Below are 24,330 nucleotides of genomic sequence, written 5' to 3'. Positions count from 1 at the left end.
CCGGGCCCGGCGCGGCTCACGCCCGGCGATAGCGCAGCAGGACGACCCGCCCGTCGAACACGCGCGACTCGGCCAGCTCCAGCCCGAGCCGCGCGGTGCCGTCGGCGAACGGGCGCTTGGTGCCGCCCAGGACGACCGGGTGGACGAACACCAGGTACTCGTCGATGAGACCGTGCGCGGTCAGCTCGGCCGCCAGCTCCGCGCCGCCCATGAGCAGCACGTCCTTGCCCGGCTCAGCCTTCAGCCCGGCCACCACCCCGGGCAGCGGGCCGTCGACGATCCGCGTGTTCCAGTCCGCCTTCTCCAGCGTCCGGGAGAACACGACCTTCGGCGTCGAACGCCAGATCGGCGCGAACGCGATGTCGTGCGGGTCGTCCGACACCGACTCGGCCGTCGGCCAGAACGCGGCCATCATCTCCCAGACCTTGCGGCCGTAGGCGAACTCGCCGCACCGCTCGGACATCTCCCGCGAGTGTTCCGACAGCTCCGGGCCCATCAGGGGCCAGTCGAACTCGCCGTGCGGGCCCTCGACGCAGCCGTCGAGCGAGGTGTGGACCATGTAGACGATCTCGCGCATTTCCGCTCCTCCTGAGGGGTTATCACGGGGAGGTCGAAGCGGCGGGCGTCGACCGGACACGACCGGCGGAAGCTTCTCAGTATTCGTCGTGACGGCGCCACCACGAGCCGGGCGCGTCGTCGCCGCGGCTCTCCTCTTCCCACGCCTCCTGCCGGCCGAGCGGCGTGATGTCGAGGTACCGGTGGGAGGACAGGAACATCTCGCCGCCCCGGCCGGAGGTGAAATACGTGCGGTAGACGTCGTCGCCGTCCCGGAGGAACACGCTCACGCCGAAGCCCGTGCCGACGCCGCAGTCCTCGGTGAACGTGCTGCCGTGCGCGGACACCCACGGCACGTCCCAGCCCATCCGCGCCTTGTACCGCTCGATCTCCGCCAGCGTCGCGGGCGCGACGACCTCGAGCGTGACGTCCCGGGCGTGCAGGTGCGCCAGATGCGGCAGGTTGTCGACGATCAGCGAGCAGCCCGGGCAGCCGGCTTCGTCCCCGGGATGCAGCATGAAGTGGTAGACGATCAGCTGGCGGCGGCCGTCGAACAGGCCGAGCAGGCTCACCGGGCCGTCCGCGCCCTCGAACCGGTACCCGGTGTCGAAGCGGACCATCGGGAGGCGACGGCGTTCGGCGGCGAGGTGATCGGCCGCCTTCATGTGCGCCTTCTCTTTCGCCAGCAGCGCGTCGCGCGCGGCCTGCCAGTCTTCCGGCGAGACGATCTCGGGCAGGGTGGCGGTCATCGGTCGTCCTCTCCTCGGATGAACCCGGTCAGGTCGGCGAAGCTGGAGTTCCAGCCCGCTTGGTGGTCGTCGCGCTCGGCGGCGGTCGGGAAGCCGGTCTGGGTGAAGGTCATCTCGGTCTTGCCGCCCAGGTCGGCGAAGGTGACCGTGACCAGCGTCTCGACGCCCGGGTCGTCCCAGGCGAAGGTGAACACGAGCCGCTCCGGCGCGCTGGTCTCGCGGTAGGCCCCGCTCATCCACAGCTCTTCGCCTTCGGGGGAGCGGATGCAGGCCCGCCAGCGGCCGCCCGGCCGCGGGTCGAGGGTCACCGCGGCGGCGGCGAAGCCCTGCGGTCCCAGCCAGCTCGCGAGCCGGTCCGGTTCGGTCCACGCGGCGTAGACGAGTTCGCGGGGCGCGTCGAACACGCGCGTGATGGTCAGCTCAGGCATCGCCGGTCACGGTTCGCAGGTGCTCCTCGAGACGGTCGAAGCCGCCGTCCCAGAACCGGCGGTAGGCCGCGACCCAGCCGGCGACGTCCGCCAGCGGCTGCGCCTGCAGCCGGCAGGGCCGCCACTGGCGGGTGCGGCCGCGGGTGATCAGCCCGGCCTGTTCCAGCACCTTCAGGTGCCGCGAGACCGCGGGCAGGCTCATCGGGAGCGGCTCGGCGAGCTCGTTCACCGTGGCTTCGCCGTCGGCCAGCCGGGCGAGGATGGCGCGTCGCGTGGGGTCGGCGAGAGCCGAGAACGTCCGGCTCAAGGCGTCGGTCATTTCACCACCTTGTTAATTAACGATGCGGTTAAACATAGCGCCGAGCTGGCCGATGTCAAGTTTCTTGCGGGCGGCTGAGATCCGCGTCACGACCCCTCGGGTTTCCAATAGTAGGAAGCCAAAGTATTTTGGAAGGATGAGCAGCGAGCTGTACCGTCCCGTGCATCCCGTCCGGTTCGTCACGGCGTCGAGCCTCTTCGACGGTCACGACGCGTCGATCAACATCATGCGGCGGATCCTCCAGTCGCAGGGCGCGGAGGTCGTGCACCTCGGGCACAACCGCTCGGTCGACGAGGTGGTCACCGCCGCCATCGCCGAGGACGTCCAGGGTGTCGCCATCTCGGCCTACCAAGGCGGCCACGTCGAGTACTTCTCCTACCTGGTCGAGCTGCTGCGCGAGCGCGGCGCCGGGCACATCAAGGTCTTCGGCGGCGGCGGCGGGGTGATCGTGCGCGAGGAGATCGAGCTGCTGCACTCGCGCGGCGTCGCCCGGATCTTCTCGCCCGAGGACGGCTACGAGATGGGCCTGCCGGGCATGATCAACTCGATGATCAAGGCCTGCGACGTCGACCTGACGGCCGAGAGCCCGGCGCTGGACAAGGTCCTCTCCGGTGACGTCGCCGCGCTCTCGCGCGTCATCACCCAGCTGCAGGCCGAGAAGCTCCCCGGCGACCTGCTCGGCGGGATCACCGAGGCGGCGGGCAAGCGCGAGGTGCCGGTGCTCGGCATCACCGGCACCGGTGGCTCGGGCAAGTCGTCGCTCACCGACGAGCTGATCCGCCGCTTCCGCCTCGACCAGGAGGACAAGCTGCGGATCGCGGTGCTCGCCGTCGACCCGTCGCGGCGCAAGGGCGGCGGCGCGCTGCTCGGCGACCGCATCCGGATGAACTGCCTGGACGGCTCGCCGGTGTTCTTCCGCTCGCTGGCGACGCGCACGACGTCGGGCGAGATCCCGGCCGGGCTGCGCGAGTCGATCCTCGCCTGCAAAGCCGCCGGGTTCGACCTGGTGATCGTGGAGACGCCGGGCATCGGCCAGGGCGACGCCGGCATCGTCGACTTCGTGGACGAGTCGCTGTACGTGATGACGCCGGAGTTCGGCGCCGCGTCGCAGCTGGAGAAGATCGACATGCTCGACTTCGCCGACGTCGTCGCGATCAACAAGTTCGAGCGCCGCGGGGCCGAGGACGCCCGCCGGGACGTCGCCCGCCAGCTGGTGCGCAACCGCGAGGCGTTCGACCGCGGCCCGGAGGACATGCCGGTCTACGGCACGAGCGCGGCGAAGTTCAACGACGACGGCGTCACGGCGCTGTACCAGTACCTGCGGGACACGCTCGCCGGGCGTGGCCTGACCGTCTCGGCGGGCACGCTGCCGAAGGTCGAGGGCAAGGTGTCGACCGACGCGTCGACGATCATCCCGGGCAACCGCAGCCGCTACCTGGCCGAAATCGCCGAGACCGTCCGCGGCTACCACGCGAAGACCGAGCAGCAGGTCGCCGCCGTCCGCAAGCGTGACGCGCTGGCGACCGCGCGGGCCGAACTGGCGAAGGCGGACGCCTCGACCGACGCGCTGGACGGCCTGCTCGCGGCCGCCGAGTCCGATGTGGACGGCGAGTCGACAAAGCTCCTGGAGCGCTTCCGGGCGCTGTCGGAGGAGTACCGCCAGGACGAGCTGGTCGTGAAGATCCGAGACAAGGAGCTCCGCACGCAGCTGTGGCGCGACACGCTGTCCGGCAACCGGATCCCGCGCGTCGCCCTGCCGCGTTACGCCGAGTCCGGCGAGCTGCTTTCGTTCCTGCGCCGGGAAAACCTCCCGGGCTACTTCCCGTACACCGCGGGAGTCTTCCCGTTCAAGCGCGAGGGGGAGGACCCGGCGCGGATGTTCGCCGGCGAGGGCGACCCCTTCCGCACCAACCGCCGGTTCAAGCTGCTCTCGGCCGACTCGGAGGCGAAGCGGCTCTCGACCGCGTTCGACTCGGTGACGCTCTACGGCCACGATCCCGACACGCGCCCGGACATCTACGGCAAGGTCGGCACGTCCGGGGTGTCGATCGCGACGCTCGAGGACATGAAGGCACTCTACGACGGCTTCGACCTGACCGCGCCGAACACGTCGGTGTCGATGACGATCAACGGCCCGGCGCCGACGATCCTCGCCTTCTTCCTCAACACCGCGATCGACCAGAAGCTCGACGCGTTCAAGGCCGAGCACGGCCGTGAGCCGTCGGCCGAAGAGGCCGCCGAGATCCGCGCGTGGGTGCTGAAGACGGTGCGCGGCACGGTGCAGGCCGACATCCTCAAGGAGGACCAGGGCCAGAACACCTGCATCTTCTCCACCGAGTTCAGCCTGCGGATGATGGCCGACATCCAGGAGTGGTTCATCGACCACGGCGTCCGCAACTTCTACTCGGTGTCGATCTCCGGCTACCACATCGCCGAGGCCGGGGCGAACCCGATCTCGCAGCTGGCGTTCACTCTTTCGAACGGCTTCACCTACGTCGAGTCGTACCTCGCCCGCGGCATGCACATCGACGACTTCGCGCCGAACCTGTCGTTCTTCTTCTCCAACGGCATGGACGCGGAGTACTCGGTGCTCGGCCGGGTGGCGCGGCGGATCTGGGCGGTGGCGATGCGCGAGCGCTACGGCGCGAACGAGCGGTCGCAGAAGCTCAAGTACCACGTCCAGACGTCCGGGCGGTCGCTGCACGCGCAGGAGATGAGCTTCAACGACATCCGCACGACGCTGCAGGCGCTCTGCGCGCTCTACGACAACGCGAACTCCTTGCACACCAACGCCTACGACGAGGCCATCACCACGCCGTCGGAGTCGTCGGTGCGCCGCGCGATGGCCATCCAGATGATCATCAACAAGGAGTGGGGCCTGTCGAAGAACGAGAACCCGCTGCAGGGCTCGTTCATCATCGACGAGCTGACCGACCTGGTCGAGGAGGCCGTGCTGGCCGAGTTCGACCGGATCAGCGAGCGCGGCGGCGTGCTCGGCGCGATGGAGACGGGCTACCAGCGCGGCAAGATCCAGGACGAATCGATCCTGTACGAGCGCAAGAAGCACGACGGCTCGCTGCCGATCATCGGCGTCAACACCTTCCGCAACCCGCGCGCGGGTGAGGACGACGTCGAGGTCGAGCTGGCCCGGGCGACCGAGGAGGAGAAGAAGTCCCAGCTGGACCGGCTCGCGGACTTCCAGCGCCGCCACCACGAGGAGGCCCAGCAGGCGCTGAAGGCGCTGCGCGAGGCGGCCACCCGCGGCGGCAACCTGTTCGAGGTGCTGATGGACGCCGCGCGGGTGTGCTCGCTCGGTCAGATCACGGAGGCGTTCTTCGAGGTCGGGGGCCAGTACCGGCGCAACGTCTAGCGCCGGACCGCCTTGAGCCGCCAGACCGGCACGAGCACCCGGCCGTCAGCGTCGGTGCCGAGCCGGTCCAGGCCGGTGGGATCCTCGTCCAGCACCACGCGGACGCTCTGGCGCAGCTCCTCGGGCGTCATGGACGTCGTGTACACCGTGGGTTCGAGCAGCTCGATCGTCCAGCCGCGGCCGACGGTCTCCCGCAGGTCGGCTTCGCTGATCAGGTACGGCGCGGGGAAGGCGGCCGGCACCTCCGGCGAGAAGCAGAACAGGTGCAGGCGCGCGCCCGGCCGGGCCGCGCGGGTCAGCGCGGCCAGGTACTGGCGCCGTTGGTCCTCGGACAGGCAGTGGTAGAGCGCGCTGTCGAGGACCGTGTCGAACCGGTCTTCGTAGCCTTCGAGCTTCGTCGCGTCGGCGACGGCGAACTCGATGTCGAGCCCCTTCGCCGCGGCGCGGGCGCGGGCCTGCTCGATCGCCGAGGGTGCGCCGTCCAGCCCGGTGACGTGCAGGCCGCGGGAGGCGAGGAACGCGGAGTTGTCGCCGAGGCCGCAGCCGATGTCGAGCACGTCGCCGGTGAACTCGCCGGCGTCGGCCAGCGCGACGACCGCCGGCTGCGGCGCGCCGAGGTCCCACGGCATCTTGCGGCCCATCGGGGTGGCGCCGCGGTACAGCTGTTCGAAGTCGACGTCCTGAACGTCCATGACTACCCCCTTATTCAACATATGATGAGATGACTCCATCGTGCACCCCCTGTCAACCCGGTGGTAGTCGTGGGGACATGGAATTCGGGATCTCGACGTTCGTGACCGACGAAGGCATCCGGCCGGACGTCCTGGGCAAGGCACTGGAAGAACGCGGCTTCGACTCGCTGTTCCTGGCGGAGCACTCGCACATCCCCGTCAGCCGGGAGAGCCCGTACCCGGGGGGTGGCGACCTACCGGAGAAGTACAAGCGCACGCTCGACCCGTTCGTGGCGCTCGCCGCCGCGGGCACCGCGACGTCGGACCTGCTGCTCGGCACCGGGATCGCGCTGCTGCCCCAGCGTGACGTGATCCACACGGCCAAGGAGGTCGCGTCACTGGACCTCGTCTCCGGCGGGCGCGTGCTGTTCGGCATCGGCGTCGGCTGGAACCGCGAGGAGATGCGCAACCACGGCACCGACCCGGCGACCCGCGGCGCGCTGGCCGACGAGCAGCTGGCCGCGCTGAAGCGGATCTGGACGTCGGAGCAGGCGGAGTTCCACGGTGCGCACGTCGACTTCGACCCGATCTTCAGCTGGCCGAAGCCGGTGCAGAAGCCGCACGTGCCGATCTACATCGGGGGCGAGAGCGAAGCGGCGCTGAAGCGCTTGGCCAAGTACGGCGACGGCTGGCTTCTTCGTGGCCACACGCACTTCGACGAGGTCCGGCGCGTCCGGGGGTGGCTGGCCGACCAGGGCCGGGACGACGTCCGGTTCGCCGTGTTCGGCGGGCCCGCCAAGCCGAAGGTGATCGACGGCTTCCGCGAGGCCGGCGTCGAGCGGTACACGTTCCTGCTCGAGACGCTGCCGGAGACGGAGACGCTCAAGGCGCTGGACGAGCTGGCGGGCTACTTGTCCAGCAGCAGGTGAACCGACAGCTCCAGGCGGTGGGCGACGTCGGCGGCCGACGCGCGGCGGGTCACCCAGGCCACCAGGTTCGCCATCCAGACGTCGGCGACCACGTGGAAGATGTCCCGGTCGGCCTCGGTCGGCTCGGCGATGCCCATCGCCTGGGCGAACATGTTCTCCATCAGCCGTCCGACCTGCTCGACCTCGGCGGCGGCGGAGGTGTCGGCGAACATGAACGCCCGGACCATCGCCTCGGTCAGGTGCGGGTCGCGCTGCATCAGCCGGGTGTTGCGGCCGAGCACGAACATCAGCCGCTCGGCGGGCGTGTCGCCGGGTATGGCCTGGCGCTCCAGCTTCTCCTGCGCGCGCTCGAACTCGCGGGCCAGGCCGGAGACGAGCAGGTGGATCTTCGACGGGAAGTACCGGTAGAGCGTGCCGAGCGCGACGTCGGCCTTCTCGGCGACGGCCCGCATCTGCACGGCGTCGTAGCCGCCCTTCGAGGCCAGCGCGAGGGTCGCGTCGATGATGCGGCGGCGGCGGTCGCGCTGCGCGGCCGAGCCGAGCTCGTCGGCGCCGATCGCGCTGAGGCCGTTGCCGCGCGCCTTGGTCTTGCCTGGCATCGGCGTTCCCCCGTCCTTCGGAACTTGTTCCAGTTCACGACGTAGAGTACCTGTCCAGGCGAAACGTTCAACAACCGACCCACTGGCCGAAAAACTGTAACACGTTCTACACTCGCGAGTAGTGTCCCGTACCGCGAGGAGGCCCGCATGCCGGTCGCGCTCACCGAGGAACAGGCCGCGCTGGCCGAGGCGATCCACGCCTGGTCCGCCGCGCACCACCCGCGCGAGGCGGTGCGAGCGGCGGAAACCGGTGCGGCCGCGGGGATCCCGGCGGGCTTCGCCGGGCTCGGCCTGTTCGGCGTCGCCCTGCCCGCCGCGGCCGGCGGCGCCGACGGCAGCGTCGCCGACCTCGCGGCCGGGCTCGCCGCGGCGGCCGAAGAACTCGTTCCCGGCCCGGTGCTCGGGACCGCGTTGGCGGGCCTGCTGCTCGCGGACGTCCCCGCGGCGAAAGAGCTGCTGCCGGCGCTGGCCGAGGGGGAAGCGGCCGTCGCGGTCGTGCTGGACGCGGTGTCGCTCGCCGACGGCGTCACCGGGCCGGTGCCGGGCGCCGATCCCGGGTCCTGGCTGCTGGTCCCGGTCGACGGCGGCCACGTGCTGCTCGCCCCCGGGACGCCCGGAGTCGGCGTCGAGCCGCTGGCGGCGTTCGACTTCTCGCGGCCCTTGGCGCGGATCCGGTTTTCCGGCGTCCACGCCGATCCGTTCACTCTTCCGGGGGTCGCTCCGCTCGCGGCGACCTTGGCCGCGGCCGAAGCGGCGGGGGTGGCCCGGCGGTGCCTGACCGTCGCCGTCGAGTACGCCAAGGTCCGCGAGCAGTTCGGCCGGCCGATCGGCGGCTTCCAGGCGGTCAAGCACCTGTGCGCGGAGATGCTCTGCCGCGCCGAAGCCGCGGAAGCACTGGCCTGGGACGCGGCTTCGGGACAGCATCCGCTTTCGGTGGCGAGCGCGGCCGCCGTCGCCCTCGACGCGGCCGTCGCCAACGCCAAGGACTGCATCCAGGTGCTCGGTGGGATCGGGTTCACCTGGGAGCACGACGCGCACCTCTACCTGCGACGGGCCGTCGCGTTGCGACAGTGGCTCGGGGGCTCCGGGCCGTGGCGGCGCGAAGCGGCTTCGCTGGCTCTCGCCGGGACCGAGCGGACGCTGGGCGTCGACGTCGGTGAGGATCCCGCTCTGCGGGACGAGGTGGCCCGGATCGCTGCGCTGCCCGCCGGTGACCGGCGGGTCGCCCTGGCGGACGCGGGACTGCTGGCGCCGCACTGGCCGCCGCCGTACGGCCGGGGCGCCGACGCGGCGGAGCAGCTGCGGATCGACGGTGCGCTGGCCGCGGCCGGGGTCCGCCGCCCCGACCTGGTGATCGGCGCCTGGGCCGTCCCGACGATCCTCGAGCACGGCAGCGACGAGCAGCGTGCCCGCTTCGCGCAAGCCACTCTTCGGGGTGAAATCACGTGGTGCCAGCTGTTCAGCGAGCCGGGCGCGGGCTCCGACCTGGCGTCGCTGCGGACCGCGGCCCGGCGCGTCGCGGGCGGCTGGCGGCTGACCGGGCAGAAGGTGTGGACGTCGCTGGCCCGCGAAGCCGACTGGGGGATCTGCCTGGCGCGCACCGACCCGGACGTGCCGAAGCACAAGGGCATCACCTACTTCCTGGTGGACATGCGCGCCGAGGGCATCACGACACGGCCGCTGCGCGAGATCACCGGCGAAGCGGTGTTCAACGAGGTGTTCCTCGACGACGTGTTCGTGCCGGACGCCGACGTCGTCGGCGCGCCGGGCGGCGGCTGGCGGCTGGCGCGCACGACCCTGGCCAACGAGCGGGTGGCCATCGGCAGCGGGTCGGCGGTCGGGGAGAGCGTGCAGGCGTTGCTGTCCACTGTGGACATCGCCGCGCTGGACGACGTCGCGCTGGACCGGCTCGGTTCGCTCGTCGCCGACGGCGTCGCGGGCTCGGTGCTGGACCTGCGGGCGGCGTTGCGGCGGCTGGGCGGTCAGGATCCGGGCGCGGAGTCGAGCGTGCGGAAGCTGCTCGGCGTGCAGCACCGGCAGGACGTCGCGGAGTTCGCGGTGGAGCTGGCGGGAACGGGCGCGTTGCCCGCCGATGGCCCGGCGCAGCACGAGTTCCTGCTGACGCGCTGCCTGTCGATCGCGGGCGGCACGACGCAGGTCCTGCGTTCCCTGACGGCGGAACGGCTTCTGGGCCTGCCCCGCTGACGCGCTCCGGCGCACGGGTGGGTTGCGTCGTGCAACGGTGCGAACGGACCGTTCGTGCCGGCCGGCCCGAAACTGTCGGGGGTGTGTTCTAGCGTTGCGGTCGTGGAGTTCAGCGCAGACACCCGGGCCACCTACCTTCCCGCGGATCCCCCGCGGGACGGCGTGCTGGCCGTGTGGGGCGACGACGTGGCCGGCGGGACCACGATCGAGCTCGTGCTGCCCCGGGGCGGGAGGTTCGCGCGGACGAAGGTCGAGGCGGAGCTGGTCCCGCTCGAACGCGCGCTGCCGCGGTTGCTGGCGGTGGGGGAGGAGGCGAGCCCGGCCGTCGCGGCGTGGTCGGCGGCGGTCAACGCCGGGGTCAACCTGGTCGCGCGGGGGCGGCTGCGGCCTGCCGTCTCGCCCGCCGGGGCGGCGGCGTGGCGGATCGGCCCCCTCGACGCCGCCGACGAGGAGCTGCTGCGGGGGCTGGCCGGTGCCCTGCCACCGGAGGCGTACGCGCTGCCGCTGACCGGGTTGAAACGCATCCGTCTGCACTCGCCGGACTCCCTGGTCCGCGCGCTCTGGGACGCGACGGCGGACCTGCTGGCGCGCAGCCCGGCGGCCCCGGTCGGCGCCGGTGACCCGGCGTTCGCGGCGCGTGAACCGGCGTTGCTGGGTCCGGACGCCGCGGCCTGGCTGGCCGAGCTGGAGGCCCGCGAGCCGCGCGGCGTGCAGGTGCTGCTGCGGGTCGAGGGCCGGGACGACGACTCGTTCGCCGGGGTGCTCGCAGTGCGCAGCATGGCGGAGCCGAGCCTGGTGGTGGAGGCGGCGACGCTGTGGGACGCGCCCGACGCGGTGCTGAACCGGCTCGGCGACCAGGTGGAGACGCAGCTGCTGCTGGGCCTGCGCCGCGGCGCGCGGGCGTGGGAGCCGCTGGGCCGGGTGCTGGCCGAGCCGGCGCCCGCGGAGCTGCCGCTGTCCGACGACGAGGTGGTCGACCTGCTCACCGACGGCGCCCGCGAGCTGGGCGGCGCGGGCATCGAGGTGCTGTGGGCGAAAGGCCTCTTCGCCGGCGAGGTGAAGGCGAAGGCGAGCGCGACCCAGGCGCCGGCGAGCGTGACGGGCCCGGAGTTCGCGCTGCGGAGCCTCCTGGAGTTCCGCTGGCAGCTCAGCCTGGGCGGCGAGCAGCTGACGGAGGCAGAAGTCACGGCGCTGGCCGAGGCGAAGCGGCCACTGGTGCGGTTGCGCGGCCAGTGGGTGCGAGTGGACCCGCAGCTGCTGGCCCGGGTCCGCGGCCGCACCCGCAAGCTCGACGCGGGCGAGGCACTGGCGGCGGCCTTGACCGGCGAGCTGGAGCTGGACGGCGAGCGCGTCGAGTTCGCGGCGCCGCCGGCGCTGGGCGGGCTCGCGGAGCGGATCCGCGACCGTGCCGGAGGCGAGATCGCGGTACCGGAGGGCCTGAAGGCGACGCTGCGTCCGTACCAGCGGGCCGGGCTGGCATGGCTGGCGACGATGACGGACCTGGGGTTGGGAGCCTGCCTGGCGGACGACATGGGCCTGGGCAAGACGATCCAGCTGATCGCCCTCCATCTGCATCGCCGAACGTCGGCGCGGGTACGGCAGGACGAGTTGGCCAAGGCGAGGCTGGAGCCATCTCCGCCGGCCGGCTCGCTGCTTGCCGCTGGGCCACCGCCGCACGCCGAGCCGCCAGCCGCAGCCGATCTCCCGCCTGGCCCGGAGCTACCGCCCGCCGGGGATGAGGTCTCGCCGGCCGTTGGCGAGGTCGCGGCGGCGGCCGCGGAGCTGCCGTCTCCCGGCGGCGAGGCTCCCTCGGCAGAGGGCGAGGCTCTGACCCCGAAACTCCCACCCACCGGCGGCGGTCCCACCCTCGTCATCTGCCCGACCTCTCTGCTCGGCAACTGGGAACGCGAGTTCGCCCGGTTCGCCCCGGACGTCCCCGTCCGGCGCTTCCACGGCGGCAGCCGCCACCTCGACGACCTCGCGCCCGACGAGGTCGTGCTCGCCACCTACGGTGTCCTCCGGCGGGACCGCGCCACTCTGTCCGAAGTGGACTGGGGCCTCGTCGCCGCCGATGAGGCTCAGCACGTCAAGAACCCGTTGTCCGCCACCGCCAAGGAGCTGCGCAAGATCCCCGCCGCGGCGAAGGTCGCGCTCACCGGCACTCCGGTCGAGAACCGGCTGACCGAACTGTGGTCCATTGTGGACTGGACCACGCCCGGGCTGCTCGGCCCGCTCGACCGCTTCCGCCGGACGGTCGCGCGGCCGATCGAGCGTGACCACGACAAGGCCGTCACCGAGCGGCTGGCCGCCACCGTCCGGCCGTTCCTGCTGCGGCGGCGCAAGAGCGATCCGGACATCGCCCCGGAGCTGCCGCGCAAGACCGAAACCGACCGGTTCGTCCCGCTCACCGCCGAGCAGACCACGCTCTACGAGGCCGTCGTGCGGGAAAACCTCGCCGAAATCCGCGAGACGCGGGGCATCAAGCGGCGCGGGCAGGTGCTGCAGCTGCTCACCGAGCTCAAGCAGATCTGCAACCACCCGGCGCAGTTCCTCAAGGAGCCGCACGGCGCGCTCACCGGCCGGTCCGGCAAGCTCGCCGCGTTCGAGGAACTGCTGGACGTCATCCTCGACGAGGGCGAGAGCGTGCTGGTCTTCAGCCAGTACGTCCAGCTCTGCCGGCTGCTCGAGCGGCGGCTCGCCGAACGCGGGCTGCCCACCGAGGTGCTCTCCGGCGAAAGCTCGCCGTCGAAGCGCCAGGACATGGTCGACCGGTTCCAGGCCGGCGAGATCCCGGTGTTCCTGCTGTCGCTGAAGGCGGGTGGCGTCGGGCTCAACCTGACCCGGGCCACCCACGTGATCCACTACGACCGCTGGTGGAACCCGGCGGTGGAGGACCAGGCCACCGACCGCGCGTACCGCATCGGGCAGGACCGGCCCGTCCAGGTCCACCGGCTCATCGCCGAGGGCACGCTGGAGGAGCGGATCGCGCAGGTGCTGGAGAAGAAGCGCGGGCTGGCCGAATCGATCGTCGGCGCGGGGGAGGACTGGATCACGGAACTGTCCGACGACGAGCTCGCCGACCTGGTCCGGCTCGGGAGCGGGTGATGCCACCGAGGCGGAACTTCGGCACGACCTGGTGGGGCCGCGCGTGGGTCGACGCACTGGAGCAGCGCGCGAAACTCGACCCGAACCGGTTGCCTCGCGGGCGGACGTACGCGCGGAAGGGCACCGTCAGTGAGCTGCACGTCGGCGCGGGAGAGGTGACGGCGCGGGTGCGCGGCAGCCGGCCGCTGCCGTACAAGGTGACGATCGCGATGCGCACCTTCACCGACGGCGAGTGGGACACGCTGCTCGGCGTGGTCGGCACACGGCTCGGGCACGCGGCGGCGCTGCTCGACGGCGAACTGCCGGTCGCGTTGGCCGAACAGGCCCGCGAGGCGGGCGCGGACCTGCTGCCGGGTCCGGGCGACCTGCGTCCGCGGTGTTCGTGCCCGGACTCGGCGAACCCGTGCAAGCACGTCGCCGCGGTGTACTACCTGGTCGCCGACGAGGTGGACCGCGACCCGTTCACGCTGTTCCTGCTGCGCGGGCGCTCGCGGGCCGGCGTCCTGGCGGAGTTGCGGGCCCGCCGGTCCCCGGCGCGCGGCGAGAAACCGAAGCTGCCGAAGCGGGTGGACGAGGGACTCACCCCACAGGCGGCCTACGCGCGACGGCCGGGTGCGATCCCGAGCCTGCCGCCACCACCGCGAGTGGCCGGGCCACCGGCGGTCCTGGACCTGGACCCACCGCCGAGCACGGGCTGGACGGCGGCGGCGCTGTCGGGTCTCGCGTCGGACGCCGCTGCGCTGGCCCGGGACCTGCTGGTCAGCGGCGCGGCGGCCGCGGAGCTGACGTTCGAGGAAGACCTGGCCCGACGAGCGGCGGCCCGCTCAGGCGCAGAGGTGACGGCCCTGGCCACGGCGGCCGGAGTGCCCGCGCGTGAACTGGCCCGCTGGGCGGAAGCCTGGCGCGAGGCGGGCCGCGGCGGGCTGGCGGCGCTGCGCGAGGCGTGGCAGCCGGGGCCGGGCCCGCTGGCGGAAGCCCAGGCCATCCTGGCGGAAGCAGGACTCCCGGGCACGCCACGGGTCTGGCGCAACCGCCTGACCCAGGGAGAGCTGCAACTGCGCTACGGCCGCGACGCGCGCTGGTATCGCTTCATCCGCTCGGGAACGGAGTGGCGCCTCGACGGCCCGCCTTCGGCAAGCCCGGTGGACCTGGCCTACTGATCGACACCCGCTCCCGCACCGGCCGCAGTCCGTGCCACCTCCGGAGGCAGGGGCCCGCGGATCGGCACACCGAAACGCCCCAATGTGGCCTTCGGTGCGCGAGACGCACCGAAGGCCGCCTTGGGTGCGCGAGACGCACCGAAGGCCGCCTTGGGGCGCTGGCGAGTTGGCAACAGCGCCGGGCCCGCGCGCCGAGGGCCGCCTTGGGTGCGCCGGACGCACCGAAGGCCGCCTTGGGTGCGTGGGACGCAACGAAGGCCGCCTTGGGGCGCTGGCTACCCGGCGACAGCGGGCCCCGGGCTACCCGTTCTCCGCCTTCCACGCGTTGTACGTGAAGTCCAGGAACCGTGCCACGCCGCGGACCACGTGCGCGCTCCGGACCGACGTGAACACGTCGAACGCGTGCTGTGCCCCCGTCAGCTCCGCATACGCCACCGGATTGCGGGACTTCTCCCGCAGGCGCCGGACGAACTCCCTCGCTTCACGAACCGGGACCAGCGAATCGTCACGGCCGTGGATCACGAAGAACGGCGGTGCCTCCGACGAAATCCGGTCCAGCGGGGATGCCGCTATGTAGTCGTCCAGGTGGTTCACCGGGTCGCGGTCGGGGGCGAACACCCGGCGCGCGATCAGGCTCTCCAGGCGGTACTTGCTCGCCGGTGCGCCTGACGTCGCCGCGAAGTCGTACACCCCGTAGTGCGGGACGCATGCCTGGATGCTCGTGTCCGCGTCTTCGAAATCCGGCTGCAGTGCCGGGTCGTTCTGGGACAGCGCCAGCAACGCCGACAGGTGGCCGCCCGCCGAGCCGCCCGTCACCGCCACGAACCTGGGGTCTCCGCCGTACGACGTGATCTCCGCGCGGATCCAGGCCAGTGCCTTCTTCGCCGCCACGATGTGCGCCGGCCAGCGGTGGGCCGGTGACAGCGGGTAGTTGATCGCCACGCACACCCAGCCTCGGCGGGCCAGGTAGCGCATCAGGGGCCTGCCCTGCTCCTCCTTGTTGCCGATCACCCACGCTCCGCCGTGGACCTGCAGCAGCACCGGCGCTCCCGACACCGGCGTAGCCGGCCGGTACACGTCCAGCAGGAACCGCTTGCCGCCCGGGGCGTACGCGATGTTGCGGTCCACCCGCACGTCCGGCGCTCCCATGCGGAACGGCAGCACCAGCTCGCCCCACGGCAGACCCAGGTCCGAACGGCCCAGCTCCGCCGCGTAGTCCTCGCCCAGCGCCGACGTCAGCGCCTTCTCGATCTCCTCGCGGGCGCCGTGCCCCGTCCGGATCAGCGACGCCAGCCCGGCGGTGGACGCGGCCGCCATGGCGAGACCCGCCTTCGTCGACCGGTCGGCGGCACCGTGCCGGGCCACGTGCACCGCCGCGTCGGCCAGCGTCAGCGCCAGGAACTGCGGCGCCAGCTCCGCCGTCAGCCACCCGGCGAAGAACGCCGGGATCGTCGTGGACCGGGCCCGCAGCGGACGGAGCGCGTTCGCCGTCAGGCCCAGCTGGACCGCGCGGCGGATCAGGAAGTTCGGCTGCACCAGCGTGATGATACCGGCGAGTAGGGTGACGCGCCGCGTGCCGGAAGTGGCTTACCCTGGCGCCATGCAGAGATTGAGCGGCCTCGACGCGAGCTTCCTGTACCTCGAGACGTCGTCCCAGGTCCTGCACGTCTGCGGGCTGCTCACCCTCGACGGTTCCACCGTCCCCGGCGGCTACACCTTCGCCCAGCTCAAGGAAAAGCTCGACGAACGCGTCCGGGTGATCCCGGCGTTCCGCCGCAAACTGCACAATCCGCTCTGGAACATCGGGCACCCGGTCTGGGTCGAGGACGAGGACTTCGACCTCGACCACCACGTGCACCGCATCGGCGTGCCCGCCCCCGGTGACCGCGCCGAGCTGGCCGAGCTGTGCGCGCACATCGCCGGGCAGCAGCTCGACCGCGCGCACCCGCTGTGGCAGCTCTACGTCATCGAAGGCCTGGCCGACGGCCAGATCGCCGTGCTGCTCAAGATGCACCACGCGAGCGTCGACGGGGTGAGCGGGGCCAGCCTGATCACCTACCTCGCCGGCCTGGCCCCCGACGCGCCGATGCCGGTGGTCGAGCAGCCTCGCAACCCCGCGGTGCCGTCGCCGCTGGACCTGCTCCGCTCCGGCGTCGAGAACTTCGCGAAACGGCCGGCCGAAGTCGCCCGGCTGCTGCCGGACCTGCTGGAGCTCGTCCCGCGCTGGCTCGGGAAAGCCTTGCGCGGCAAGGGGATGCCGGTCCCGTTCACCGCGCCGAGGACCTCGCTGAACGGCACGATCACCGGGCACCGCAGCGTCGCGTTCGCCCAGCTCGACCTCGACGAGATCAAGGAGGTCAAGAACGCCTTCGGGGTCACGGTCAACGACGTCGTGCTCGCGCTCGTCGCCGGCGCGCTGCGGGACTTCCTCGAAGCCCGTGGCGAGCTCCCCGAAGACCCGCTGGTGGCGACGGTTCCGGTCTCGGTGCACGACCGGACCGAACGCGAACACGGCAGCAACAAGGTTTCGGCGTTCTTCGCTTCGCTGCCGACGCACCTGCCCGACCCCGCCGCGCGGGTCTTCTTCCTCGCCGAGGCCAACCGGCTGTCGAAGGACCACCACTACGACATCGACGCCGACATGCTCCAGGACTGGGCGCAGTTCTCCGCGGCGACGGCATTCGGTCTCGCCGTGCGCGCGTACTCGGCGCTGCGCCTGGCCGAGAAGCACCCGGTGGTGCACAACCTCGTCGTCTCGAACGTGCCGGGCCCGCCGATGCCGCTGTACTTCCTCGGCGCGCGGATCACCGGCCTCTACCCGCTCGGCCCGGTCTTCCACGGCGCCGGGCTGAACGTCACGGTGCTGTCCAACGCGGGCAAGGTGCACGTCGGCCTGCTGGGCGCCCGCGAGCTGGTCAAGGACCTGTGGCCGCTGGCCGACGCGCTGCCGGAAGCCCTCGAGCAGCTGCTCAAGGCCGCGGGCTGAGCACCACCACGGGGATCTCCCGGTCGGTCCAGGCCTGGTACTTCGCGAAGTCCGCGTACAGCTCGACCAGCCGCGGCCACAGCCCGGCGCGTTCCGCGGGCCCGGCGACCCGGGCGGTGACGGGGACGTCGCGGCGGCCTTCGAGGTGAATGCGGGTCTCCGGATGCGCCAGCAGGTTGAAGTACCACTGCGGGTGCCGCGGCAGCCCGCCTTGCGAGCCGGCGATGACGACGTCCTCGCCGTCGCGCAGGTACAGCAACGGCGTGGTGAACAACCGGCCCGACCTGCGCCCGCGGTGCTCCAGCAGCAGCGTCGGGACCGGCTTGCGGAACCCCGCCCCGATCCGCCACCGGCCGCCGACCCGGCCGCCGGTCAGCCGGAAGACCCGCACCTGGGCCTTCGCCGCGTACTTCATGACCTTCGCCGTCACGGGCGAGTCGAGGCCGCCGGGTTTCCGCTCGGGCAAGCTGAAGCGTCCCATCCGAACTCCTTCCTCAAAGGGAACCGACCGCGGCGAGCAGGGCGGGCACCCACCGGTCGGCGGCGAGCACGCAGGCGGCGTGCCCGGCGGCGACCTCGTAGGTGGCCGCGCCCGGGATCCGGCGGGCCAGTGACCGCTGGTGGTCGGGGGCGATGAACCGGTCGCGGGCGGTCACGACGACCGCCGCGGGCAGCCGCAGCGCCGGCAGCCACGGCGTCGAGTCGAACCGGCCGATCTCGTCGACGGCGACCGCGATCTCCCACGGCGTGGTCGACCGGAACTCGCGCAGCCCCCACCGGTAGTCCTCGACGCGCCGGCGGGGCACCGCGACGGGCGCGGCCGGCATCCGCACGCGCTCGCGCAGCTGCCGCACCGTCCGGCCGAACACGTCGAGCGCGACGCGCTGGCGCAGCCCGCGCCGGAAGTTGCTCGCCGTCGAGCACAGCACCAGCCCGGTAACACGTTCTGGTTCCGCGTGGGCGACGAGCTGGGCGACCATGCCGCCCATCGAGTACCCGGCGAGCGCGAACCGCTCGATGCCGAGCGCGTCCGCGACCGCCGTCACGTCCTCGGCGCAGTCGGCGAGCCGGAACTCCGGGGACCGGATGCCCCGGCCGTGCCACCGCTGGTCGAACACGACGACGCGGTGGTGCCGCGCCAGCCCGTCGAGGGCCGGATACCAGGTCAGCAGGCCGGTGCAGGCCACCGAATGCAGCAGCAGGAGCGCCGGCGCGTCCCGCGGGCCGACGTCGGTGACGACCGTCCGGCCGCGGCCGGGCAGCTCGAGCGGCACGGGGTCGGGCACGCCGGCGGTCGGCGGCACGGTGATCAGCCGCCGGGTCGCCGCCATGCCGCTCCTCCTCCGGGGGTTGCCGTGCCCGCCCTTTCCGGCTAAGACTAGAACAGGTTTCATTATTGCGCCCGATCCGGAGGACAGGCGTGGACTTCAGCCTTGACGATACGCAGACCGAGATCGCCGCACTCACCGCGAAAGTGCTCGGCTCGGACGACGACGTTTGGCGCGCACTGGCGTCGTCCGGCTTGCTGGCACTGGCGCTGCCCCCGGAGCTGGAGGGCGACGGACTCGGCGTCGCCGAAGTCGCCCAGGTGCTGACCGAGGTCGGCCGGGCCGCCGCGCCGGTGCCCGCGTACGCCGCGCTGGCTCTCGGTGTCCTGCCGGTCGAGACGCTCGGCACTCCCGCGCAGCGCGCGCACCTTCTGCCGCCCGTCGCCGCCGGGGAGGCACTGCTCACCGCGGCGCTGCACGAGCCGTCCGCTCCGCTGACCGCCGAGCCCGCGGCCACCGCCCGGGCCGTCGGCGGCCGCTGGCTGCTCAGCGGCGTGAAGACCGCGGTCCCGTACGCCGAGCAAGCCGCGCGGATCCTCACGCCGGTGTCCACTCCGTACGGCACCGCCGTCCACCTGGTGGACCCCCGCGCCGACGGCGTCACCCTGCTTCCGACGCGCAACTCCGCCGGCACACCGGAGTGCACCGTCCGGCTCGACGACGTCGCCGTCGAGGAGACCGGTCTGCTGGGTGACCGGGGTGCCGTCGCGGCGCTGCACCGGTTCGCCGTGGCCGGGGCCCTCGCGCTCGGCGACGGGCTGCTCGCCGGCGCGCTGGCGCTGACCGTGCGGCACGTCGGCGAGCGCACGCAGTTCGGCCGTCCGCTCGCGACGTTCCAGGCGGTCGCCGGCCAGATCGCCGACGTCTACGTCGCCGCGCGGACCGTGCACCTGGCCGTGACGTCGGCGGTGTGGCGGCTGGCCTCCGGCCTCGACGCGGACGCCGAACTGGACGTCGCCGCTTACTGGCTCGCCGAGCAGGCCCCGAAGGCGCTCGCGACCTGCCACCACCTGCACGGCGGCGTCGGTGTCGACGAAACGTACCCGCTGCACCGGTTTTCCTCGGCGGTGAAGGACCTCGGCCGGGCGCTCGGCGGCGCCGCGCACCGGCTCGGCAGGCTCGGCGACCGGGTGGCGGGGTGAGCGGATGCACGTCGAACTGACCGCGGCGCAACGGGAACTGCGCGCGGGACTGCGCGAGTACTTCGCCGGGCTGATCAGCCCCGAGGAACGCCAGGCCATGCGGCGCGAGCGGCACGGGCCGGTGTTCCGCGAGATCGTCCGCCGGATGGGCCGCGACGGACGGCTCGGCGTCGGCTGGCCCGTCGAATACGGCGGCCGGGGCTTCGGCGAGATCGAACAGCACCTGTTCGTCGACGAAGCGGCGCGCGCGGACGTGCAGCTGCCGTCCGTGACGTTGCAGACGGTCGGGCCGACACTGCAGGCGTTCGGCACGGACGAGCAGAAGGCGTTCTTCCTGCCGAAGATCCTGGCGGGCGAGATCCACTTCGCCATCGGCTACACCGAGCCGGAGGCGGGCACCGACCTCGCGGCACTGCGGACCACGGCCGTGCGCGACGGCGACGAGTACGTCGTCAACGGCCAGAAGATCTTCACGACCGGCGGCCACGACGCCGACTACGTCTGGCTCGCCGTGCGGACCGCGCCGGACGCGCCGAAGCACAGGGGCATCTCCATCCTCATCGTGGACACTAGCGACCCGGGCTACTCGTGGACGCCGATCATCACCTGCGACGGCGCGCACCACGTCAACGCGACGTACTACTCGGACGTCCGGGTGCCGGCGAACCGGCTGGTGGGCCGGGAAAACGAAGGCTGGCGGCTGATCACGACGCAGCTCAACCACGAGCGCGTCATGCTCGGCCCGGCCGGGCGCATCGGCGGCATGGCCGGCCGCGTGCGCGACTGGGCCGCCGCGCACGGCCTGCTGGACCTGGCCGACGTGCGGGCCGTGCTTGCCGAGGCGATGGCCGTGACGCGGGTGAACGAGCTGCTGAACTGGCAGGTCGCGGTGTCGTCGGCGACCGCGCCGGTGGCGGTGGCCGACGCGTCGGCGACGAAGGTGTTCAGCTCCGAGGCGATCCAGCGGATCGGCCGGAACCTCGAGGAGCTCGTCGCGCGCCACGGCGATCCGGCCGATCCGGACACCGCCGAGCTGGCGGACTGGCTGGACGTCTCGGCGAAACGCAACATCGTGCTGACGTTCGGCGGCGGGGTCAGCGAAATCCAGCGGGAGCTGATCGCCTCGATCGGCCTGGGCCTGCCGAGGGTGCCGCGATGAACGACCGGGAAATCACCGAAGCCGCCGAAAAGATCGCCGCCCGCGGGGAGTGCGCCCCACGCCTGGCGCGCGACCCGGTGAACCAGGCGATGATCAACAACTGGGTCGAGGCGATCGGGGACACCAACCCGGTCTACACCGACCCGGAGTTCGCCGCGCGCAGCGTCCACAAGGGACTGGTCGCGCCACCCGCGATGGCGCAGGTGTGGACGATGGGCGGGCTGAACGTCCCGCGGGGGACCGACGACCCGCTCGGCCTGATGATGGAGCTGCTCGACGAGGCCGGGTTCACCTCGGTCGTCGCGACCAACTCCGAGCAGACCTACCACCGCTACCTGCGGCCCGGCGAGCAGGTCGAGGCGCGGACCCGGCTGGAAAGCGTCGCCGGCCCGAAGCGGACCGCGCTCGGCGAGGGCTGGTTCGTCACCACGCGGATGACCTGGTACGCCGGGGAAGAAGCCGTCGCGGAGATGATGTTCCGCGTCCTCAAGTTCCGGCCGCCGGCGCCCGAGCCGCCGCCGGCGCCGGTGCTGCGGCCGGTGATCAGCCGGGACACGCAGTTCTTCTGGGACGGCCTGCGCGAAGGCGAACTGCGGATCCAGCGCTGGGGGGACACGCTGCGCCACCCGCCCGGCCCGATGCCGCCCGGCGGGTCGCTGGACACCGAGCCGGACTACGTCGTGGCGAGCGGCCGGGGGACGGTGTACTCGTACGTCGTGCACCACCACCCGCCCGTGCCGGGCAAGGCACTCCCGTTCGTGGTCGCACTGGTGGAGCTGGAAGAGGGGGTCCGCCTGATGGCGGAGCTGATCGGCGCCGCGCCGGAGGAGGTCCGCATCGGACTTCCGGTGGTCGCCGCGTTCGTCCGGGTCGACGACGAGCTGACCCTGCCCGCGTGGAAGGTGGCCCGATGACCGTCGCCGAAGGGACCGAGCTGCCGCCGCTGACGATCGAGGCGACGCCGACGTTCGTCGTCAGCACGGCCATCGCCACCCGCGACTTCCAGGACGTCCACCACGATCGCGACTCGGCGGTGGCCCGCGGGTCGAAGGACATCTTCCTCAACATCCTCACCGACACCGGGCTGGTGCAGCGGTTCGTCTCGGACTGGGCCGGTCCGGAAGCGCTGATCCGGTCGATCAAGATCCGGCTCGGCGTGCCGTGCTACGCCTACGACACGCTCACCTTCACCGGGCGCGTGGTCTCGGCCGACGGCCACGACGTCGTCGTCTCGGTGTCCGGAGTGGACAGCCTCGGCGAGCACGTCGCCGGCACGGTGGAGGTGACCCTGCCGTGACGCTCGCGGGCAAGGCGGCCATCGCCGGGATCGGCGCGACGGAGTTCTCGAAGGACTCGGGACGCAGCGAGCTGCGCCTGGCGGCGGAGTGCATCACCCACGCGCTGGCCGACGCCGGGCTGTCTCCCTCCGATGTGGACGGTCTGGTGTCGTTCACCATGGACGGCAACGCGGAGATCGCCGTCGCGCGGGAGCTGGGCATCCCGGAGCTGAAGTTCTTCAGCCGCGTCCACTACGGGGGCGGCGCGGCGGCGGCGACCGTGCAGCAGGCCGCGATGGCGGTGGCGACCGGGGTCGCGGACGTCGTCGTGGCCTACCGGGCGTTCAACGAACGCTCGGGGATGCGCTTCGGCCAGGTCTCGCCGGCCGCGGCCGGGCAGGTCAACTCGTCCGGCGTCGACAACGCGTTCCACTACCCGATGGGCATCGCGACGCCGGCGGCGACGGTGGCCATGGTCGCGCGGCGGTACCTGCACGACTACGGCGCGACGAGCGAGGACTTCGGGCGCGTCGCGGTCATCGACCGCAAGCACGCGGCGACCAACCCGAACGCGTGGTTTCACGGGCGGCCGGTCACCCTGGCGGAGCACCAGGCGTCGCGCTGGGTGGCCGAGCCCCTGCACCTGCTCGACTGCTGCCAGGAGAGCGACGGCGGGGTCGCCCTGGTGGTCACGAGCCTGGCGCGGGCCCGCGACCTGGCGCGCCCGCCGGCGGTGATCGCCGCCGCGGCGCAGGGCAGCGGGCCGGACCAGTACGTGATGACCAGCTACTACCGCGACGACCTGGCCGCGCTGCCGGAGATGGGCGTCGTCGGGCGGCAGCTGTGGGCGCAGTCCGGCTTCGGACCGTCCGATGTGGACGTCGCCGTGCTGTACGACCACTTCACGCCGTACGTGCTGATGCAGCTGGAGGAGCTGGGGTTCTGCGGCCGCGGCGAGGCCAAGGACTTCATCGCCGGCGGCGCCTTGGAGCTCGACGGCGTGCTGCCGCTCAACCCGCACGGCGGCCAGCTGGGCGAGGCGTACATCCACGGCATGAACGGCATCGCTGAGGGCGTCCGGCAGATCCGCGGCACGGCGGTCAACCAGGTCGGCGGCGCATCCCGGGTGCTGGTCACGGCCGGGACCGGCGTGCCGACCAGCGGCCTGGTCCTGACGGGTGATTGACGGCGTCACCTCATTGACGGCTGGTGCCCGGCCGTCGTGGCTGTCACGGTGGAGACACCATCCACGACGGAGAGTGAGGCCGCGTCGCGATGCTGGTGGACTGGGTGCTCACCGCGCTGTTCGCCGGACTGGCCCTGCCGTGCGTGCTGCGGCTCGTCCGCCTCGACTACGGGCGGCTCGGGCACCGGGTGCGGCACGGTGACCTCGCGGAGCTGCTGCTGGTGGTGGCGATGGTGGCGATGCTGTCGCCGGTGGGCGGTCCGATCCCGGCGGCCGGCTGGCAGGCGGTGCTGGCGCTGACGGCGGGCTGGTTCGCGGTCGCGTGGTGGCGAGGCGACCCAGGCTGCGCGCACCACGCCCTGTCCGCGGCGGCGATGTTCTACATGGTCACGGCGATGCCCCACGGTGGCATGGACCACGGCCCGTGGCTGACGATGCCGGGCATGACGGCCCGGCTCGCGCTGCCGCTGGTCGCGGTGGTGGCGGCGGCCTACTTCGTGTTCGACGCGGCCCGCACCGGCGTGGTCGCGGTCCGCGGGGCGGTGCCGACGCCGGCCGGGGCCGGCCAGGCTTCGCGCGCGCTGTGCCGGGCGGTGATGGGCGCCGGGATGGGCTACCTGCTGCTGGCCTCGGCCCTTTGACGTCGTGAGTGGGAAACCGGGGCGGAACCCTGTTTCTCACTCACGACCGCGGCGGCAGACTGCTCAGCCCGCGATCCGGCGGACCTCGCCCGGTGCGCTCTCGCCCGGCTCCGGCAGCGCGGCCGCCGGGTGGTCCGCCGTCCACTGGGCCGCCGCCGCGATGTCGTTCTTCAGCGCTGTGATCAGGTCCTCCGCCGAGGAGTACTTCTCCTGGTCACGCAGGTGCGATCCGAGCCACACCACGAGCGTCTCGCCGTAGAGGTCGCCGCTGAAGTCCAGCAGGTGGGCCTCCAGCAGCCGGTAGCCGTCCGCGCCGTAGTACGTCGGGCGGCGGCCGACCGAGATCGCCGCGGGCACGCGGGAGCCGTCCGCGCGGCCGGCCCAGCCCGCCCACACCCCGTCGCCGAGCGAGCCCGCCTGGTCCCGCAGCGCGATGTTCGCCGTGGGAAAGCCCAGCTCACGGCCCCGCTGGTCGCCCGGCTCGACCGTGCCGCGCACCACGAAGTATTCCGGCATCGTCT

General features: G+C 72.4%; 22 protein-coding genes. 12 read left to right on the top strand and 10 right to left on the bottom strand.

Going from position 1 to position 24,330, the window contains the following annotated elements:
• Positions 1 to 16: 16 nt before the first annotated feature.
• The 4 genes from BT341_RS36295 to BT341_RS36280 form a co-directional block, all read right to left on the bottom strand.
• Positions 17 to 577, bottom strand: a complete 561-nt coding sequence (locus BT341_RS36295) for a dihydrofolate reductase family protein (protein ID WP_072480522.1) — start codon at positions 575 to 577, stop codon at positions 17 to 19.
• Positions 578 to 653: 76 nt separating this feature from the next.
• Positions 654 to 1,304 (bottom strand): DUF899 domain-containing protein, encoded by a 651-nt coding sequence (locus BT341_RS36290; protein ID WP_072480521.1) that lies wholly within the window; start codon positions 1,302 to 1,304, stop codon positions 654 to 656.
• Complete coding sequence (locus BT341_RS36285) at positions 1,301 to 1,732, bottom strand: SRPBCC family protein (RefSeq protein WP_072480520.1); 432 nt, start codon at positions 1,730 to 1,732, stop codon at positions 1,301 to 1,303. Before BT341_RS36285 ends, BT341_RS36290 begins: the two co-directional genes overlap by 4 nt.
• Entirely contained in the window at positions 1,725 to 2,051 is a 327-nt protein-coding gene (locus BT341_RS36280; RefSeq protein WP_072480519.1) for an ArsR/SmtB family transcription factor, read from the bottom strand. Before BT341_RS36280 ends, BT341_RS36285 begins: the two co-directional genes overlap by 8 nt.
• A 136-nt stretch (positions 2,052 to 2,187) precedes the next feature.
• Between BT341_RS36280 and icmF the strand changes: the two genes are divergently transcribed.
• On the top strand, positions 2,188 to 5,421 hold the full coding sequence (icmF, locus tag BT341_RS36275; protein ID WP_072480518.1) for a fused isobutyryl-CoA mutase/GTPase IcmF: 3,234 nt from the start codon (positions 2,188 to 2,190) through the stop codon (positions 5,419 to 5,421).
• On the opposite strand, the gene BT341_RS36270 is transcribed toward icmF, so the two are convergent.
• The gene (locus BT341_RS36270) at positions 5,418 to 6,113 is read right to left on the bottom strand and encodes a class I SAM-dependent methyltransferase (RefSeq protein ID WP_072480517.1); all 696 of its coding nucleotides are present in this window, start codon (positions 6,111 to 6,113) and stop codon (positions 5,418 to 5,420) included. The two genes, icmF and BT341_RS36270, sit on opposite strands and share 4 nt — an antisense overlap.
• Before the next feature lie 77 nt (positions 6,114 to 6,190).
• Between BT341_RS36270 and BT341_RS36265 the strand changes: the two genes are divergently transcribed.
• Positions 6,191 to 7,021: an LLM class F420-dependent oxidoreductase gene (locus tag BT341_RS36265; protein ID WP_072480516.1), complete on the top strand. Its 831-nt coding sequence runs from the start codon at positions 6,191 to 6,193 to the stop codon at positions 7,019 to 7,021.
• Here BT341_RS36265 and kstR read toward each other — a convergent pair.
• The gene (gene kstR, locus BT341_RS36260; RefSeq protein WP_072480515.1) at positions 7,000 to 7,620 is read right to left on the bottom strand and encodes a cholesterol catabolism transcriptional regulator KstR; all 621 of its coding nucleotides are present in this window, start codon (positions 7,618 to 7,620) and stop codon (positions 7,000 to 7,002) included. The two genes, BT341_RS36265 and kstR, sit on opposite strands and share 22 nt — an antisense overlap.
• A 147-nt stretch (positions 7,621 to 7,767) precedes the next feature.
• Between kstR and BT341_RS36255 the strand changes: the two genes are divergently transcribed.
• The 3 genes from BT341_RS36255 to BT341_RS36245 all read left to right on the top strand — a co-directional run bounded on the left by BT341_RS36255 (position 7,768) and on the right by BT341_RS36245 (position 14,090).
• A complete protein-coding gene (locus tag BT341_RS36255; protein WP_072480514.1) occupies positions 7,768 to 9,825 on the top strand; it encodes an acyl-CoA dehydrogenase family protein in 2,058 nt (685 codons plus the stop codon).
• Positions 9,826 to 9,927: 102 nt separating this feature from the next.
• On the top strand, positions 9,928 to 12,930 hold the full coding sequence (locus BT341_RS36250; RefSeq protein ID WP_072480513.1) for a DEAD/DEAH box helicase: 3,003 nt from the start codon (positions 9,928 to 9,930) through the stop codon (positions 12,928 to 12,930).
• Positions 12,930 to 14,090, top strand: coding sequence for an SWIM zinc finger family protein (locus BT341_RS36245; RefSeq protein WP_072480512.1), 1,161 nt, complete (start codon positions 12,930 to 12,932; stop codon positions 14,088 to 14,090). The genes BT341_RS36250 and BT341_RS36245 overlap by 1 nt, the downstream gene beginning before the upstream one ends.
• A gap of 300 nt (positions 14,091 to 14,390) precedes the next feature.
• Here the strand turns inward: BT341_RS36245 and BT341_RS36240 are convergent, their stop codons facing one another.
• Complete coding sequence (locus tag BT341_RS36240) at positions 14,391 to 15,626, bottom strand: alpha/beta hydrolase (protein WP_072480511.1); 1,236 nt, start codon at positions 15,624 to 15,626, stop codon at positions 14,391 to 14,393.
• A 64-nt stretch (positions 15,627 to 15,690) separates the two neighbouring features.
• Here BT341_RS36240 and BT341_RS36235 point away from each other — a divergent pair, with 64 nt between their 5' ends.
• Positions 15,691 to 17,076: a WS/DGAT/MGAT family O-acyltransferase gene (locus tag BT341_RS36235; protein ID WP_072480510.1), complete on the top strand. Its 1,386-nt coding sequence runs from the start codon at positions 15,691 to 15,693 to the stop codon at positions 17,074 to 17,076.
• On the opposite strand, the gene BT341_RS36230 is transcribed toward BT341_RS36235, so the two are convergent.
• On the bottom strand, positions 17,060 to 17,557 hold the full coding sequence (locus BT341_RS36230; RefSeq protein WP_072480509.1) for a nitroreductase family deazaflavin-dependent oxidoreductase: 498 nt from the start codon (positions 17,555 to 17,557) through the stop codon (positions 17,060 to 17,062). The genes BT341_RS36235 and BT341_RS36230 overlap by 17 nt on opposite strands.
• 13 nt (positions 17,558 to 17,570) lie before the next feature.
• On the bottom strand, positions 17,571 to 18,407 hold the full coding sequence (locus BT341_RS36225; protein ID WP_072480508.1) for an alpha/beta fold hydrolase: 837 nt from the start codon (positions 18,405 to 18,407) through the stop codon (positions 17,571 to 17,573).
• A gap of 89 nt (positions 18,408 to 18,496) precedes the next feature.
• Here BT341_RS36225 and BT341_RS36220 point away from each other — a divergent pair, with 89 nt between their 5' ends.
• The 6 genes from BT341_RS36220 (at position 18,497) to BT341_RS36195 (ending at position 23,809) form a co-directional block, all read left to right on the top strand.
• Positions 18,497 to 19,546: an acyl-CoA dehydrogenase family protein gene (locus BT341_RS36220; RefSeq protein ID WP_072480507.1), complete on the top strand. Its 1,050-nt coding sequence runs from the start codon at positions 18,497 to 18,499 to the stop codon at positions 19,544 to 19,546.
• 4 nt (positions 19,547 to 19,550) lie between these two features.
• Positions 19,551 to 20,705 (top strand): acyl-CoA dehydrogenase family protein, encoded by a 1,155-nt coding sequence (locus BT341_RS36215; protein ID WP_072480506.1) that lies wholly within the window; start codon positions 19,551 to 19,553, stop codon positions 20,703 to 20,705.
• The gene (locus BT341_RS36210; RefSeq protein ID WP_072480505.1) at positions 20,702 to 21,619 is read left to right on the top strand and encodes a bifunctional MaoC family dehydratase N-terminal/OB-fold nucleic acid binding domain-containing protein; all 918 of its coding nucleotides are present in this window, start codon (positions 20,702 to 20,704) and stop codon (positions 21,617 to 21,619) included. Before BT341_RS36215 ends, BT341_RS36210 begins: the two co-directional genes overlap by 4 nt.
• Positions 21,616 to 22,002 (top strand): MaoC family dehydratase, encoded by a 387-nt coding sequence (locus BT341_RS36205; RefSeq protein WP_072480504.1) that lies wholly within the window; start codon positions 21,616 to 21,618, stop codon positions 22,000 to 22,002. Before BT341_RS36210 ends, BT341_RS36205 begins: the two co-directional genes overlap by 4 nt.
• Positions 21,999 to 23,168: a lipid-transfer protein gene (locus tag BT341_RS36200; RefSeq protein WP_072480503.1), complete on the top strand. Its 1,170-nt coding sequence runs from the start codon at positions 21,999 to 22,001 to the stop codon at positions 23,166 to 23,168. Before BT341_RS36205 ends, BT341_RS36200 begins: the two co-directional genes overlap by 4 nt.
• 89 nt (positions 23,169 to 23,257) lie before the next feature.
• On the top strand, positions 23,258 to 23,809 hold the full coding sequence (locus BT341_RS36195; protein ID WP_072480502.1) for a DUF5134 domain-containing protein: 552 nt from the start codon (positions 23,258 to 23,260) through the stop codon (positions 23,807 to 23,809).
• Between the two features lie 63 nt (positions 23,810 to 23,872).
• Here the strand turns inward: BT341_RS36195 and BT341_RS36190 are convergent, their stop codons facing one another.
• On the bottom strand, positions 23,873 to 24,325 hold the full coding sequence (locus tag BT341_RS36190) for a riboflavin kinase (protein ID WP_072480501.1): 453 nt from the start codon (positions 24,323 to 24,325) through the stop codon (positions 23,873 to 23,875).
• Positions 24,326 to 24,330: the final 5 nt, after the last annotated feature.

The organism is Amycolatopsis australiensis (assembly GCF_900119165.1).
GTDB lineage: Bacteria > Actinomycetota > Actinomycetes > Mycobacteriales > Pseudonocardiaceae > Amycolatopsis > Amycolatopsis australiensis.
This window is presented reverse-complemented; position numbering and strand designations above follow the sequence as displayed.